This is a genomic window from Geothrix sp. (assembly GCF_049292215.1).
Lineage (GTDB): Bacteria > Acidobacteriota > Holophagae > Holophagales > Holophagaceae > Geothrix.
The window spans coordinates 21,318-35,521 of record NZ_JBATQW010000043.1 but is presented as its reverse complement, the minus strand read 5'-3'; the positions used below and the strand labels follow the sequence as shown (position 1 = coordinate 35,521).

At 66.3% G+C, this 14,204-nt stretch carries 15 protein-coding genes and 1 tRNA gene; 3 read left to right on the top strand and 13 right to left on the bottom strand.

Annotated features, from left to right (window positions below):
- The 4 genes from WAS25_RS07265 to WAS25_RS07250 form a co-directional block, all read right to left on the bottom strand.
- Positions 1 to 261 (bottom strand): NTP transferase domain-containing protein (locus WAS25_RS07265; RefSeq protein ID WP_422310851.1); only part of this gene is annotated, 261 nt, incomplete at its 3' end.
- Positions 254 to 1,567, bottom strand: a complete 1,314-nt coding sequence (locus WAS25_RS07260) for a hemolysin family protein (RefSeq protein ID WP_422310850.1) — start codon at positions 1,565 to 1,567, stop codon at positions 254 to 256. The genes WAS25_RS07265 and WAS25_RS07260, both read right to left, overlap by 8 nt.
- 5 nt (positions 1,568 to 1,572) lie before the next feature.
- Positions 1,573 to 3,321: a response regulator gene (locus WAS25_RS07255; protein ID WP_422310849.1), complete on the bottom strand. Its 1,749-nt coding sequence runs from the start codon at positions 3,319 to 3,321 to the stop codon at positions 1,573 to 1,575.
- A 105-nt stretch (positions 3,322 to 3,426) separates the two neighbouring features.
- The gene (locus tag WAS25_RS07250; RefSeq protein WP_422310848.1) at positions 3,427 to 4,932 is read right to left on the bottom strand and encodes a trypsin-like peptidase domain-containing protein; all 1,506 of its coding nucleotides are present in this window, start codon (positions 4,930 to 4,932) and stop codon (positions 3,427 to 3,429) included.
- A gap of 109 nt (positions 4,933 to 5,041) precedes the next feature.
- On the opposite strand from WAS25_RS07250, the gene WAS25_RS07245 reads away from it, so the two are divergent.
- A tRNA-His gene (locus WAS25_RS07245) sits at positions 5,042 to 5,118 on the top strand.
- A 234-nt stretch (positions 5,119 to 5,352) separates the two neighbouring features.
- On the opposite strand, the gene WAS25_RS07240 is transcribed toward WAS25_RS07245, so the two are convergent.
- From WAS25_RS07240 to WAS25_RS07200, 9 genes are all read right to left on the bottom strand, one after another.
- Complete coding sequence (locus WAS25_RS07240; RefSeq protein WP_422310847.1) at positions 5,353 to 5,598, bottom strand: hypothetical protein; 246 nt, start codon at positions 5,596 to 5,598, stop codon at positions 5,353 to 5,355.
- Between the two features lie 12 nt (positions 5,599 to 5,610).
- Entirely contained in the window at positions 5,611 to 6,060 is a 450-nt protein-coding gene (locus WAS25_RS07235) for a hypothetical protein (protein ID WP_422310846.1), read from the bottom strand.
- A gap of 2 nt (positions 6,061 to 6,062) precedes the next feature.
- Positions 6,063 to 6,482, bottom strand: coding sequence for a hypothetical protein (locus WAS25_RS07230; RefSeq protein ID WP_422310845.1), 420 nt, complete (start codon positions 6,480 to 6,482; stop codon positions 6,063 to 6,065).
- The gene (locus WAS25_RS07225; protein WP_422310844.1) at positions 6,479 to 7,393 is read right to left on the bottom strand and encodes a hypothetical protein; all 915 of its coding nucleotides are present in this window, start codon (positions 7,391 to 7,393) and stop codon (positions 6,479 to 6,481) included. Before WAS25_RS07225 ends, WAS25_RS07230 begins: the two co-directional genes overlap by 4 nt.
- 291 nt (positions 7,394 to 7,684) lie before the next feature.
- Positions 7,685 to 9,133 (bottom strand): reverse transcriptase domain-containing protein, encoded by a 1,449-nt coding sequence (locus WAS25_RS07220; RefSeq protein WP_422310843.1) that lies wholly within the window; start codon positions 9,131 to 9,133, stop codon positions 7,685 to 7,687.
- A gap of 147 nt (positions 9,134 to 9,280) precedes the next feature.
- Positions 9,281 to 9,604: a helix-turn-helix transcriptional regulator gene (locus WAS25_RS07215; protein WP_422310842.1), complete on the bottom strand. Its 324-nt coding sequence runs from the start codon at positions 9,602 to 9,604 to the stop codon at positions 9,281 to 9,283.
- A 96-nt stretch (positions 9,605 to 9,700) separates the two neighbouring features.
- A complete protein-coding gene (locus WAS25_RS07210) occupies positions 9,701 to 10,630 on the bottom strand; it encodes a tyrosine-type recombinase/integrase (protein WP_422310841.1) in 930 nt (309 codons plus the stop codon).
- 188 nt (positions 10,631 to 10,818) lie between these two features.
- Positions 10,819 to 11,115, bottom strand: a complete 297-nt coding sequence (locus tag WAS25_RS07205; protein ID WP_422310840.1) for a hypothetical protein — start codon at positions 11,113 to 11,115, stop codon at positions 10,819 to 10,821.
- Positions 11,112 to 12,254, bottom strand: a complete 1,143-nt coding sequence (locus WAS25_RS07200) for a tyrosine-type recombinase/integrase (RefSeq protein ID WP_422310839.1) — start codon at positions 12,252 to 12,254, stop codon at positions 11,112 to 11,114. The genes WAS25_RS07205 and WAS25_RS07200 overlap by 4 nt, the downstream gene beginning before the upstream one ends.
- Before the next feature lie 289 nt (positions 12,255 to 12,543).
- On the opposite strand from WAS25_RS07200, the gene WAS25_RS07195 reads away from it, so the two are divergent.
- Together WAS25_RS07195 and WAS25_RS07190 are read left to right on the top strand one after the other, a co-directional pair.
- Positions 12,544 to 13,707 (top strand): Fic family protein, encoded by a 1,164-nt coding sequence (locus WAS25_RS07195; protein ID WP_422310838.1) that lies wholly within the window; start codon positions 12,544 to 12,546, stop codon positions 13,705 to 13,707.
- A 50-nt stretch (positions 13,708 to 13,757) separates the two neighbouring features.
- Complete coding sequence (locus WAS25_RS07190) at positions 13,758 to 14,138, top strand: ArsR/SmtB family transcription factor (protein WP_422310837.1); 381 nt, start codon at positions 13,758 to 13,760, stop codon at positions 14,136 to 14,138.
- Positions 14,139 to 14,204 lie beyond the last annotated feature (66 nt).

Genomic DNA, 14,204 nt, shown 5'->3' with positions numbered 1-14,204 from the left:
GAGCAGGCTCCCGGCGCTGCCCAGCAGCTCAGGCTCCTCGCAGACCTCGACGCCCCCGGCCACGGCGCGGAGGCGTTCCGGCCACAGGTGGGCGTTGCAGGCCAGGTGGGTGATGCCCTCGCGGCGCAGGGCCTCCGCGCCCCACTGCAGCAGGGGCCGGCCCCGCAGGGTCCAGGCGGGCTTGGGCAGGCACTGGCTGAGGGCCCCCATGCGCAGGCCGAGGCCCGCCGCCAGCAGGAACCCCTCCAGCGGTTCAGGCATCCGGCGGGGCCGGTTCTGGCGGCAGGGGCTTGAGCAGGAACTGGCCCGGGGCGCGCCCACGCATGGATAGCACGCGGATGCGCCAGCCCTGCAGGCGCAACTCGTCGCCGGGGCGCAGCACGCGTCCAAGGCGCTCCTGGAAGAAGCCGCCCAGGCTTACGGAGCCCGCCTCGGTCTCCAGGCTGAGCTTCAGGTGATCCACCAGCTGCTCGAGCATGACGTTGCCCTGGGCCAGCCAGGCGCCGCCGCGGGTCTTGCGCAGCTGAATGGCCTCGCGGTCAAACTCATCCTGGATCTCGCCCACCAGCTCCTCGAGGACATCCTCCAAGGTGACCAGGCCATCCACGCCGCCGTGCTCGTCCACCACCAGGGCGAGGTGCTGCTTGCGCTGCTGGAACTCGAGCAGCAGGCCCTGGATGGGCTTCATCTCGGGCACGAAGAAGGGGGGCTTGGCCAGCGCGCGCAGGTCCACGGCGCCATCCGTGTCCTGCATGGCCCAGAGCAGCTCCTTGAGGTGGATGACGCCCACCACGCGGTCGAGGTCGCCCTCCACCAGGGGGATGCGGGTGTGGGGCGTGGTGCGGGCCAGGGCGAGGTTGTCGGCGAGGCTGCGGGTGAGGTCGAAGCAGACCACCCGGGCCCGGGGCACGGCGATCTCCTTCACCATGCGGCGGCTGAAGTCGAAGAGGTTCTCGATGAGCTCCTTGCGGTCCAGTTCCAGGTGGCCCTGGGCCTGGCTCCGCTCCAGCATTCGGCGGAACTCTGCCTCGGAGGGCAGCAGGTCCTCGGCGTCGGCCTCGGGGTGCACCCCGAAGATGGCCAGCACCAGGTGGCTCAGCTTGGTGAGCCCCCAGGTGAGGGGCCGCACCAGGCGCGACCAGGCCAGCAGGGGCGCGGCAGTGCGCAGGGCCCAGGGCACGGCGGAGCGGATGGCCAGGCTGCGGGGCACCAGCTCGGCCAGCACCACGTGGAGCGTGGTCATCACCAGCAGGGCCAAGGCCGTGCTGAAGGGCAGTATGAGGCTGGGCCAGGGCAGGCGGCCGAAGAGGACATGGAAGGCGTGGCTGAACATCTCCTCGCCCACGGCACCCAGAGCCAGGGCGCACAGCACGATGCCCGCCTGGATGGCGGACAGATGGTGGGAGAGCCCCCGGTGGACCTCAAGGGCGCGGAGGGCGCGGGGATCCTCCTCCGCCAGGGCCTCCAGCTGCGTTTCCCGGATCCGCACGGCCGCAAACTCGGCCAGGACGAAGAAGGCACTGAGGAGGATGAGGGCGGCGCAGATGAGGGCCGCGGCGAGGGTCACGTCAGTCAGCCCTTCGCGAGATCAGATCCGCGGCGCAGCTTGTCCTGGATCTCCTGGAGCAGGCCGTCGAGGTTCTGCAGGCGGTCGCGGTGCTCGGCGAGCTGGCCGAGGACGGCCTGCTTCTCCCGCTCCAGGGCCGCGTGGGAGTCCTGGAGTTCGGTGATCACCTGGTTCAGGCGCATGATCTCGGCCTCCTTCTGATCCAGGCCGTTCATGAGCTCAAGGCGTTGGCCGTCGTGGAGGATGTTGGCCTCGTCCAGCTGCTGCCGGGCGGTGGCCAGCTGGCCGCCGAGGTGGGTGATCTCCTCCTGGTGCTGCTGGAGGATCTCCTGCTTGGCCAGCAGCTGCTGGTCCCCCTCCAGGACGAGGGCCTGGCTGGCCGCCAGCTCGGCCTCGACCTGGCGCAGCCGGGCGCCAAGCTCGGCCAGGTCGCGGCCCTGCCCGCGCATGGTGGCTTCCAGCCCCGCGATCTCCAGTTGGTAGCCGTGGGCCTTCTCCTTGAAGCCCACCACCTCGAGGAGGGTCGCCTGGTGGATCCCCTCCAGGCTGGTGTGCTGCTCCACGAGCCCCTCGATGGTGGTGTTGAGCTGGCCCTGGGCGAGCAGGGCGGCATCCAGGTCCTGCTGCTTGGCGGCGAGGGCTTCATCCTTCCCGGCGAGGGCGTCCGCCTGGTCCTGCTGGTGCGCGGCGAAGGCCGCCTCCTTCTCGGCCAAGGCGGTCTCCAACTCCCCGACCTTGGCCCGGAAGGGCTCCAGGTCCATGGTCTCGTGCATGAGGCGATCGCGCTCCTTCAACAGCTCGATGGCCCGCTGGGCCTTCTCACCCACCTGCTGGTTGAGGGTCTCCACCTGCTGGATGAGGTCCGTGCGCTCGAGAAGGGCCTCCTTCAGCTGGGTCTTCAGGGTCTCTGCGCTCTCGCCTTCGCGGCCCCGACTCTCCTCCAGTGAACGGAGGGCCGCCTCGGTCTCGGCGAGCCGCGACTTGAGGTGCTCGGCCTCCTTGGTGCTGCGCTCCATCTCGTCCAGGTTCAGGGTCACGGAGTTCAGCTGGCGCTGGATCTGCTGGGCCTCGGCCTCGGCGACCCGCAAGCGTTCCTCGGCGGCCGCCAGGCGCTGATCCTTCGCCCGCATCTCCTCGTGGAGGTTGGCGACCTGGTCCTCCAGGAGCCGCACGTGGCGGCTATCGGGGGGCACCTCGGCGGACAGGGCGGGGCCCCGGTCCAGGTTGGTGGTCTGCACCGGCGAGGAGGGTCGGACGCCGAAGACAGGCGCGGCGGAAGCTCCGGCGGGCGGACCATCGAGGGCGCCCTTCAGCCCGTCCAGCCAGTCGTCCCCCAGCTCGGTGTCCACCAGCTCCCCCAGCGGATTGTCGGGATCCAGGGTGCGGCCGGGCACCAGGGGCGCCAGCGCGGCGACCAGGGCGCTGGGCGCCATGGGCTTGTGCAGGTAGAGGTCGGCCCGGCCCTTCAGGCTCTGGTGGCGCCGGTACTCCTCCTCGGTGGCCTTGGCGCTGATGAGCGCGATCTTCACGCCGTCCAGCTTGGGGTTCTTGCGGATGGAGGAGCAGAGGGCGTAGCCCTTGTTGTCGGCCACCTCGACGCAGATGAACACGGCGGCGAAGGCACCGGTCTCCAGCTTGGCAATCACGCCGTCCGGCGAGCCCGCCAGCTCGAGGTCGAAGGCCGCATCGAGGCTGACCTGATGCTCCTTGAGGAAGCTCCGGTCGCTGTCCACGAGGAGAAGGCGCTGGCCCATGGTCGATTCCTTAGGCTGGGTTGAACCCTCAAGTCTAGCGGAATGAAGGAAGCCCTGGGACATCCAGGGCTTCCTTCATCGGTATCTTCACGCTGGGGGTATAGGTCAGCGGGGAGGGATGGCCAGGGTGATCTTCTGGTTGCCGTTGGGGGACTGGATGAAGAGGAGGAGGGTACGGCCCCCAGACTTCTTTACGGCGACGTTGAAATCTCCCAGGGTGTTCACGGGCTGGCGGCCGACCTCGGTGATGATCATGCCAGGGGCCAGACCGCGGTCCGCGGCGGGGGAGCGGGGATCCACCGAGGTGACCACCACGCCCTTGAGCCGGTTCTTGGGATCGGCGGATTCCACGGTGAAGCCGTAGGCCTTCTCGAGGTTGAGGCTCTTCAGGTCGCCCTGGGACTTGGGGCCGGAGTCGCCTTCGACCTCCTCGCCGGCCTCGCGGCGGCGCTGGTCCTCGATGGCCTTGCGATCACCCAGGGTGGCCGTGATCGTCAGGGTCTTGCCATCCCGCCAGAGGGTGAGCTTGAGGGTTTCGCCCGCCCGGCGGCTGGAGACCGCCGTCACCAGCTCGTCGGGGCTGCGCACGGGCTGGCCCTCCACGGCGGTGATCACGTCCAGGCGCTGCACTTTGGCCTTGTCTGCGGCCTGGTCCTTCTCCACGGTGCTGACCACCACGCCCTCCTTGACGCCCAGGGCGTCCTGGTAGGCCTGGTCCAGCTCGGCGGGGCCGATGCCCAGATAGCCCCGGCTGACGGGCTTGCCGCTGCGCAGGTCCTTGAGGATGCGGCTCACCTGGCTGATGGGCACGGCGAAGCCGATGTTCTGGCCGGCGGGGTTGATGGCGGTGTTGATGCCCACCACCTCGCCCCGCAGGTTCAGCAGGGGGCCGCCGGAGTTGCCGCGGTTGATGGCGGCGTCGGTCTGCAGGAAGGAGCTGACGCCGGTGTCGAGCTTGCGGCCCTTGGCGCTGATGATGCCCTGGGTGACGGTGTGCTCTAGGCCGAAGGGGTTGCCGATGGCCACCACCCACTCGCCGATGCGCAGGGAATCCGACTCGCCGAGCTTGGCGAAGGGCAGGTGCGAGGCGTCGATCTTGATCAACGCAATGTCCAGCTCCTTGTCCTTGCCCAACACGGTTGCCTTGTAGCTCTTGCCATCGTTCGTTTTGACTTCCAGGGCATTGTCGCCGCCGCCCATGCTGGCGATGACGTGGTAGTTGGTGAGGATCTCGCCGGCAGGGGAGATGATCACGCCGGAGCCGCCGGACACGGCCCGCTGCTCGTCCTCGCCGCCCCGGGGGGTGCGCCGCTGCTGGGGGCCGCCAGGCCCGAAGAAGAAGTCGAAGAAGTCCTGACCGCCCACCTGGGGATGGTCGAAGCCCCGGCGACCCTTCACGAAGCTCGTGTTGGTGATGGCCACGACCGTGGGGTTCAGCTTCTCGGCCACATCCGCGATGGGAGGCAGACGGTCCAGGCCCTTGGCCTCCACCACCACCGGTTTCTCCTCCTGGGCCTGCACCATCCACCCGTGGCCGAGTCCCATCCCCAGGGCCATGCACCCGGCCGCGAAGGCCGACAACCCGAGAATCTGCTTCACCTGACGCTTCATGGATCTCCTCACTCCGCCGGGTCCCCCGGCATGTCTTCGATGACCGCAGTCCCCCGAAGGTTCCCGCTAGTCTTCCCGAGCCGCCCAGGATAATCTGGATGGTCCAACGGCGGCTGTAGCTCAGTTGGTTAGAGTACTGGATTGTGATTCCAGGTGTCGGGGGTTCGAGTCCCCTCAGCCGCCCCAGATCGAAAAGACGAAAGCCCTGATAGCCACTAGCTTCAGGGCTTTCCTCTGTTTGGACCCCAGGGTCAGGCCGAGTGCATTTGGGTGCTATTGGGTGCTCGTAAGTCCCCTGTTTGGCCCCAGAGGCCCGCCCGTTGTGGTGTATTTGTGGGGCGGTTCCGGGATGCACACCACCCGGGGTGGTGCAGCAGTGGTCGGCACAGGCGTGGGCGGACAAGGCCGCTGGCACCCTACTCAGACCTCCTGGACGGCCACCTCGGCGTCCCCGAGGCTCCCCTCGAACACGTCGCGGCCCGTGTCAGTGAACACGTGAAGGGCCCCAGGGGCACCGCAGTTGAAGGACCACTCGTCCTGCTCCATGACCCATTCGACGGGGAAGCCCTGCCCCTGGAGGGTCACCGGCACACTCGTCCGGACCTGGGCGAAGACTGCCTCAGAGATGCTGATCGTGTGCAGGTCGAAGCCGTAGTCCACGGTCACGCGGATCAGGGTCTACTCCCGCACGAACAACATCAAGTGGCGCCGACCATCCGGACTGAAGTCCATCCAGAAGAGGTCGTAGGCGGGCACGTTGGGGTCGGCAAGAGCCCTGAGCAGCACCGCAGCGCATCCGTCAGGGTGGCCAACGATGCCCGCGACGTTGATCAAGCTGACCCCCAAGGTCATCGGGTTCGTGTCCTTCTGCAACCAGTCGCGGACCTTTCCGGTGATCAAGATCGGTGGGCGTGGGGTCATGCCGGGGCGGCGGAGCGGCACAGTGCCGCGCTGGTCAGTGGGGATCAGCCTGACCTCGAAGCCCGCTTGGACCAGGGGCACTCGGAGGTCCTGGACGCGCATGTCGAGGAGGATGGTCTCCCGGATCTGGGTGGTCGAAGGATGCGGGTTTGCTGGCAGACATGTCTCGGGGTCCTGCCCGCCGCGCTCGATCATTTTCATCTTCATGGTTAGCTCCAAAGCAGGGGTGGCAGTGTGTTCAGGCCGACGTGCGCCCAGAAGGCCACTTCCCACACCAGAGAGGCTCGAAGATCAAGGCGGTGAAGCCGGTGATCCTCCACAGCCCGGAACTCAGCCCAGAGGGTCGCTGCCGAGCACAACCGGAAGGCCCCCGCGACCACAAGGGCAAGGACATCGCGCCCACCGAAGCCCCGGAGAACGTGAACGACTACGCCTGGGTCCCGGACGCCCTGGACGATCAGCAGGCCCAGGCTGACCCTGGGCAGCCACCGGGCCCCCAGGGCCCGCAGCACCCAGTCCGCAGTCCCAAGTGGGGTCCCTGTCACTATCAGGCGACCATGGAGACGGAGCCGGAGGCCCAGGCAGGCAAGGGCCCAGAGGACGACGATCCCGACGCCGATGGCCGTCAACGCCCGCGCCGGATCAAATCGTCGAAGGGCAGCACACGGACACTCGGCCAGTGGACACAGCGGTGCCCAGCAGAGGCCAGGACCGTGACGTAGCAGGAGGCGCCCTGGAGGTTCGTGTAGTCCCGACCAGGGATGGGCCAGAAGAACGGCAAGGAGCAGACCCGGCAGACGGTCAGGTTCCGGCACTGGCAGGAAGCCCCCTTGCCGCCCGATGGCCAACCGCAGTCGGGGCAGGCCCGGTCCGCCAGCTCGGGGTTGATGTCCAGCAACGGTGTCAGCGGCGGAGTGCTGGGAGCCAACCTCCAGGCTCTCCCGTCCGACAAGGCTAACCAGCCGCTGCCCAGCGGCGCATGCTGGCGGAGCAGGGTGACCAGTTCATGGGAGGTCAACCCCTCTGGTAGCTCCCAGCACGTCCACCCAGGCATCTGGTCGAAACCGTTCAGGAGCAGATAGGGACGCTGCACCGGCAGGGCCTGGGTCGGGCGCCGCCAGACCGGCAAGAGGAACGAGATGGTCCCGGCCTCGATGATCTTCTGGGCCTCGCCATAGACGAAGCTGATGGACTCCCCCGTTCGCAAGCAGTTGAACTTCGGCACCGAGGCGGGCCCCAAGGTTGCCTGCATGAACGGGACGACGGCGCGGATCGCCGCCTCGGTGTCCATCCGGAACTCGAATGTCACTTCGGCTGGGCCATGGCCACGGGAGCGAATCAAACCGTTGTCCATGGCCAACGTGAGGATCTGGCGGCGTCCAGGGCCGTTGAAGTCCCAACGCACCGCCTGGATAGCCTCAACGACTTCCTCCGGGAGCCCGAGCGCCCGGGCGTTCTCGGGTCGCTGGATCCACATGGCGTGGTCATCCACGAGATGATAGGCACCTGTTGCGGCGACGACCCAGTAGCCTTCCCTCAAGACACCCCCACTACTAGTAGGGCTTGGTGATCGTGGGATATATCTCGAACTTGCCGGACGGGTAGGCGCCCAACATAACGACGGGCACCCCCGGAGGTGCCCGCCGTCCCCTGGCCCGTCCAGGGGTCTGCACGGATGTAAAGCGCCGTGCCGCCTTCCCGCCCGATAGGGCCTATGGAGTGTGGTGGGTGATGAAATGAATACATATGCGCGAAAGCGCGGGCACGGCTGGCGCCAGCCTGGGTCGCCGTCGGGGATGTCCCCCGTTAGGCGCCTGATCGAAGCCGCTGATCAAGCGGCCTCTCCCTTGCCCGGGCAAACAACCTGGTAGCCATGCAGGTAAGTTCGCCAGTCGCCGGATTGAGACTTAAAGTAACGCCCACGTAGACGTGCTTCGTCGATGAGGGCCTGGATGTTCCCCGGGGAGAGCATCAACTTCAGGCGTCTCATGTGGGCGTTGGTGGCCTGTGCCCTGTGCATCAGGGCTTCGAGAACGGGCCTGACTGCCTCTAGGTAACGGAGGTATCCATCAAGATCACTGAGGTGGCTCTGATAGGCGAGGAAGCCGCCTACGCTTTTCCTGATCTTGCCCAGGAGTGCTTCTGCGTCGAGGGGTTCTTCAAGCTCCCCACGTCGTTCAGGGTGGGCTTGCCACTGGTCCCAGAGGAACTGCCACCTCTCCGTTTCGCGGCGCCACTTCCCCACCGATCTGAGGATGCTGATCGGCGAGGTGGTGGTCCGGACCAAGGACGAGTCCTGGCCCGGCGCCATGGAGAGCGTGAAGCCCAGGAAGTTCAGCGCCGTGGGATCCATCAGGGTCATGTCCGGGGAGAACGTGTCCGTGGGGGTTCCATGGCAGTTGATGATCCTGGTCTTCTCGGGGTGGATGTCCAGGCCGAACTCCTTCAGGCGTGTAGAGACCGCCAGGAGACAGACCCGGGCTTCCGCCTCGTCCTCGAACATCATCACGAAGTCGTCCGCGTATCGGATGAGATCGGCCCGCCCCGTGAGGCAGGGGGTGACCGTCTCGTAGAACCACGTATCCAGTGCGAAGTGGAGGACGACGTTGGCCAGTAACGGGGAGATCACACCGCCCTGGGGAGTCCCCTGGGTTGTCGCCTCCCACTTCCGCCCGTCCTGGGTCCCAGCTTTGAGGAACTGGAAGATCAGGCGCCGGTAGAACTTCGGTATGCCCATCCGCTTCAAGATACGCATGAGCACCTCGTGCGGGATGGAGTCGAAGAACTTCCGGATGTCGGCGTCGATGATCCAGGCTCCCCGCCAAGTGGCGAGGTTATCCCGGATCTTCTTGCAGGCGTCGATGGTCCCGACGCGGGGTCTGAACCCGAAGGAGCAGGGGAGGAAGACGGCCTCCATCCGAGGCTCCAGGTGGAAGACCATGGCCCACTGCACGATCTTGTCTTCCATACAGGGGATGCCCAGGATGCGTTTCTCCCTGGGGCCCTTGGGGATCGGGGCCTTGCGCACGGGCCTGGGTCTCCAGTGGCCGCTGTGGATGCCCCTGAAGACCCGCCGGAGGTTGTGGTTGGCGTTCTTCAGGTAGTCCTCAGCGGTGACACCGTCGATCCCGGGCTTCGCATCCCGGTTGATCCTGTGAGCCGCTTGCTGGAGGTCTTCCATGGTGATGATGTTCTCGATGGATGTGTTCTCGAAACTTGCGCGGGATCGACCCCGGCCCCGCCGAGTGACAGACATGGTGTTCATGGCTAGCTTTGTCATGCCGTTGGCCTCGGGGAAAGATTTGAAAATGAGGGTCGATCCGGGGGTTGGTCGGGTCTGGGCCCGACCCCCGGGCGCGGCGAAGCCGCGAACGGGGTTGGCCACCAGGAGGGCCACGGTTAGAGGGTTGGACGAACATGAGGACTCCTACCCGCCCTGGGGGCGGATGTTGGTGATGAAGTTCCAGCTCTGGGGTTGGGGGCCCTGGACAGCTGTGGATGTAGGGATGATACCCGTGAGGTCGTCGGTCCGGCGGCGACCCTCGGAGCTGGTCCCCGTGTCCAACCCGGTCCCCGCGTTCTTGCTGTTGACCCACGCTTCCAGGAGGGCCACCGGGTAACGGACCGCCCGGCTCCCAACCCGGCACCAGGGAGGACCAGCGTGGCCTCGACGCCAACGCTTGAGGGTGCCGACGGCGATATGGAGTCGCTGGGCGGTCTCCTTGGCTGTGATGAGATCGTTCGGGGTCATGGGGGGTCTCCGGGGACCGCAGGGGTCACCCTTGGTCCGGGAAGTTGGACTTCTCGTTCACCGACACCGACACCGGCGCCGTCGCAAACTCGGGTATTAGTTCTGCTCCGGATTGCCAAGCAGACCCTCCACTGGAAGGGGCGGGATGGCACGGCGCAGTTCTCCCAGCCCTAGATGGTTCAGGTAGGTCTGTGTGGTCGCGATGCTCCTATGCCCCAGCATCTTCGAGACTGCGACGAGGTTCCCGCTGTAGCGGAGGGCCCGAATGGCGAAACTGTGGCGAAGACTGTGCGGTGTGACCCGCTTGGCGATCCCAGCCCGAAGACGTAGGACTTTGATGAGCTTCCGGATCGACCGCACGCCTACCCGGCGATGTTCTCGACCGCCGTGTGCACGGTCATGGGCCAGGAACAGTGGGCCAAGCGAGGCGGTGGTCCGGCCCGAGCCCAACAGGTATTGGTGGAGGGCAAGGGACACATCTTCACGAACAGGCACCAAGCGATCCCGGCTGCCCTTGCCTTCGCGGATGTGGAGGATGTCGCCACCATCGGCGTCGTGCCGGAGGTCGCCAACATCCAGATGGACCAGTTCGTTCACCCGGGGCCCGGCGCCGAGCAGGGTCATGACGATGGCCCGGTCCCGCAGGGTGTTCGTAGCCTTGATGAGCCTCCCCACCTCCGGCTCCGTCAACACCGTGTAGGGGTTGATCACCTGGGCTCGGGGCGACTTCAGCGTTGCCTGGAGGACCTCTCGGTCAAATCTTCGGGTGGTCCTTGTAGCCGAGGCCCACCGCAGGAACTTCCGCATCGCGGCCAGGGCCTGGGTCTTGGTGCTGGGCCCCCGTCCGTCCTCAAGGAGGTGGGCTCGATAGGCGGCCAAGTGCTCGCCGGTCAGATCCCGGATGTCGTCGATCTCCAGTAGGGCAAACGCATCTCTGAGGTGACGGCCATAGGCTCGCCGGGTGTGAAGGCTGTCCACCCCGCCCGCGAGGAAGGCGTCGATGGCCCGCTCAACGGACACCCACATCCCTGCACCTACCTCTGCCGGAGTAGAGGGTGTGGTGCTGATAACTCCTGTTATCGGCACCATGGCGGCGGGCACGTGGACGACCTTGTCCGGGATGACAAGTTCGGGGCTCAGGCGAGACTTGGGAGCGGACTCTGGGGGGACCTCAACGAGCTTGATCCCGTCGGGGGGTATCATCGGCTTGTCCATCACGCCACCCGCCGGGGGCTGGCGTAGATGTTCCGCTCAACTTTGTGGGACATGACCCAGGCGACGACCTCGTCGAGGACGAAGCCCAGCTTCTTGCGGGCCCCGGGCACCGGGACGTGAGGGCAGCCCATATCGAGCCACGCGTAGACCGTCCGCTTCGAGATCCCGCCGGGCATCAGCTCCCGAAGCCGGAGCACCAGCTCGTCGGTGCCAAGCAGGCGCTTGAACGTCATGGTGGTGGTGTCGGCCTCGGCGGGCACCACCGTGGTGGTGGCCTTCGTGCTGGGGGTGGTCATCGGGTAGGTTCTCCGGTCCCGTCGTTGGTCGGGTCGATCTGGTTCACGTCCACGGTGGTCGGCTTCGGGATGATCGGGACGACCTCGGTGAACATCTCGGTGATCCCGTCGAACGTGGTCCTGACCACGACCTGGAGGTTGCACGGGACCTTGTTCACATACTTCTGACTGGTGGCGATCCGCTCATGGCGGAGCAGGTCGCGGATCTGGAAGGCGTTGACCCCCATGGCCGCGTGGATGGTCGCGCAGGACGCGCGAAGGCGATGGGGCGTCAGCCCGGGCTTGCCGATCTCGACCCCGGCCTCCTCCACGACCTTGCGCGTGTAGCCCTTCAGGTGCAGGGACCCGGCCCTCCCGGGCAGCACCCACTCCGACTCTTGGGGCATCGCTCGGACCGCCCGGAGCACCTCGGCTTGGACTGGGATGGGCTGGGCCTTCCCGTTCTTGGCACGGGCCGGGGCGTAGAACGCCCAGTCTCCCGTGAAGCCGTCCCAGCGGAGCCGCAGGGCCTCGGACTCGCGCAGGCCCATGAGGAGCATGGCGCGGATAGCCACCTGGTGGTGCGCGTTGCCCAGGGCGTCCACCTTCATCAAGAACGGGATCACATCGTCCCGGACAAGGAAGGGCCGGTTGTCCTCCGGCACGGGCTCGTAGGGCATCTGCTTCAAGGGGTTCTCGGCGATCTTCTTGTTCTTCACGGCCCAGTTGATAGCCACCGCCAAGTAGCGCAGCACGATGTTCACGGTCGTCGGCGCGAGCGGACGCCTGTCTGGGTCGTCTGGTTCGAGGAGAGTGCGCTTGAAGGCGATGATCTCCGCCTGGGTAAGGCGGCGGACCTGCACCTGTCCCAGCACCGGGCGGGCACGATCGAAGGCGTAGATGGCGCGGTTCAGGTGCTTGGCGTTGGAATAGCGGCTCTCCAGCCAGTAGTCCATGGCCTCGCCCACGGTGAGCTTGATCTCCAGGCCCTCCTGCTGCCGGAGCAGGTCATCACGGAGCTGGTCCAGCAGCTTACGGGCCGTCTCCAGCCGGGTGGTCGCGAAGGTCCCCGTCTTGGTCTTCCGGCCCACCCGGATGTTGTAGGACCAGAAGCCCTTGGGGGTCTTCTTCAGGCCGTTCTTGTAGCCGGACTGCGCCATGAACCCCTCGGTGATGGCGGGGACGACCCCCTCCTCTACCTAGTAGGGCGATTCGATACCTGGAATGCACACCTAAGTGGATCCAGGTGGCGAAGCCCTGGTGGGGATTGAGGTCATACCATCGAAATATCTCGGAAGTATCTACAACCTGACGTAGATAAGCGTGAGGATCGGGGTCATGGGGGCACCCTTGTCCTTCTTCAGGATGTGAAACAGGGTGAAGTCTTGTTTTAGTTATTTGCACTTTTCTAAAACAAGGATCATCCTTGTTTTACTTTCCGGGGGCGCCATGAAGCGGGACATCACAGGCCGCTACGTCGTGCAGACGACCCAGGGTGAACCCGTCCGGGCCTTCGTCCCACACCCCCTGCCACCTGATCCACCCATCCAGTGGACCCCCGGGTTGCTGGCCGCCCAGCAGCGGGCCGCCCTGGCCCTGGGTCGCCTGGACGGCGTCACGGCCCTGCTGCCGGACCCAGCCCTGTTCCTCTACAGCTACGTCCGCAAGGAGGCCGTGCTCTCCAGCCAGATCGAGGGGACGCAGTCCTCCCTCTCTGACCTGCTGGCCTACGAGAACCAGCACGCCCCCGGGGTCCCCCTCGACGATGTGGTGGAGGTGTCCAACTACGTCGCCGCGCTGAACCACGGGCTGAAGCGACTCAAGGGGGGCTTCCCCCTCTGCCTGCGCCTCATCCGTGAGATCCACGAGGTGCTGCTCACCTCGGGCCGGGGCAGCGGGAAGCAGCCCGGGGAGTTCAGGACAAGCCAGAACTGGATCGGCGGCAGCCGCCCCGGCAACGCCAAGTTCGTCCCGCCGCCCCACGAGGAGCTGCCGGAGTGCCTGGGAGTCTGGGAGACGTTCCTGCACGGCGACGCCACCATCGCCGATCCCCTCACCCGGGCGGCCCTGGCCCACGTCCAGTTCGAGACCCTGCACCCCTTCCTGGACGGCAACGGGCGCGTGGGGCGCCTGCTCATCACCCTACTCCTCAGTGTGGAAGGCGTGCTCCGCGAACCCCTCCTCTATCTCAGCCTCTTCCTGAAGCAGCACCGAGAGACCTACTACGAGCTGCTGCAAAAGGTCCGCATCGACGGCGACTGGGAGGCGTGGCTCGACTTCTTCTTCCAGGGCGTCACCGAGACCTCCGACAGCGCGGTCTCCACGGCCCAGCGGCTCCTCCAGCTCTTCGCCGACGACCGGAAGCGCATCCAGGCGAACGGCAAGGTCGCGGGCTCGGTCCTCCAGGTCCACCACTACCTCCAAGGGCGCCCCATCGCTTCCGCCTCCGCCATCGGCGATGCGGAGAACCTCTCCCCTGCCACGGTCAACAAGGCCCTGAAGGCCCTGACCGAGCTGGGCATCGTCCGGGAGATCACCGGCGGGCAGCGGAACCGACTGTTCGCCTACGAGCAGGTCTTGCAGGTGCTCTCCGAGGGGACGGAACTGTCATAGTCGATGGTGGAGAAATCTACCATTACACGACTTCGTGTATAATACCTCCGATGGCCAAGCTGACCCTGAAGATCCCCGCCTGCCCCCCCAAGGCGCCCCTCTCGGAGCGGCCTTTGCTGGGCCTCGGTGAGTCTGCTGAGCTGGCCCGAATCTTCGACGTGCTCGCCTCCGACACACGGCTCCGTCTGCTTCACGCCCTGGTCCGTCTGGGCGACCCGTGCATGTCTGACCTCGCCGATGCCGTGGGCATGAAGCCCCAGGCGGTTTCCAACCAGCTCCGCCGTCTGGTGGATCTGGGCATCCTCAGCACGCGCCGCCACGGGGTCCACATCCACTACAGCATCGTGGATCCCTGCGTGACCAAGCTCATGTATCACGGGCTCTGTCTCAACGAGGAGACCCACACCCATGCCCACGTGAGCGCGTCATGAGGCGCTGGGCCGCAATCCTCCTCCTCTTCTTGGCTTCTCTCTACCTGGGCGCGACGGGTCTGGATC

Bases quoted from the DNA above. Each gene is read 5' to 3' on its own strand.
- WAS25_RS07220 (WP_422310843.1), bottom strand. From the start codon at position 9,133: ATGACAAAGCTAGCCATGAACACCATGTCTGTCACTCGGCGGGGCCGG.
- WAS25_RS07195 (WP_422310838.1), top strand. From the start codon at position 12,544: ATGAAGCGGGACATCACAGGCCGCTACGTCGTGCAGACGACCCAGGGT.
- WAS25_RS07205 (WP_422310840.1), bottom strand. From the start codon at position 11,115: ATGACCACCCCCAGCACGAAGGCCACCACCACGGTGGTGCCCGCCGAG.
- WAS25_RS07255 (WP_422310849.1), bottom strand. From the start codon at position 3,321: ATGGGCCAGCGCCTTCTCCTCGTGGACAGCGACCGGAGCTTCCTCAAG.
- WAS25_RS07210 (WP_422310841.1), bottom strand. From the start codon at position 10,630: ATGTGGGTGTCCGTTGAGCGGGCCATCGACGCCTTCCTCGCGGGCGGG.
- WAS25_RS07190 (WP_422310837.1), top strand. From the start codon at position 13,758: ATGGCCAAGCTGACCCTGAAGATCCCCGCCTGCCCCCCCAAGGCGCCC.
- WAS25_RS07235 (WP_422310846.1), bottom strand. From the start codon at position 6,060: ATGAAGATGAAAATGATCGAGCGCGGCGGGCAGGACCCCGAGACATGT.
- WAS25_RS07250 (WP_422310848.1), bottom strand. From the start codon at position 4,932: ATGAAGCGTCAGGTGAAGCAGATTCTCGGGTTGTCGGCCTTCGCGGCC.
- WAS25_RS07200 (WP_422310839.1), bottom strand. From the start codon at position 12,254: ATGGCGCAGTCCGGCTACAAGAACGGCCTGAAGAAGACCCCCAAGGGC.
- WAS25_RS07215 (WP_422310842.1), bottom strand. From the start codon at position 9,604: ATGACCCCGAACGATCTCATCACAGCCAAGGAGACCGCCCAGCGACTC.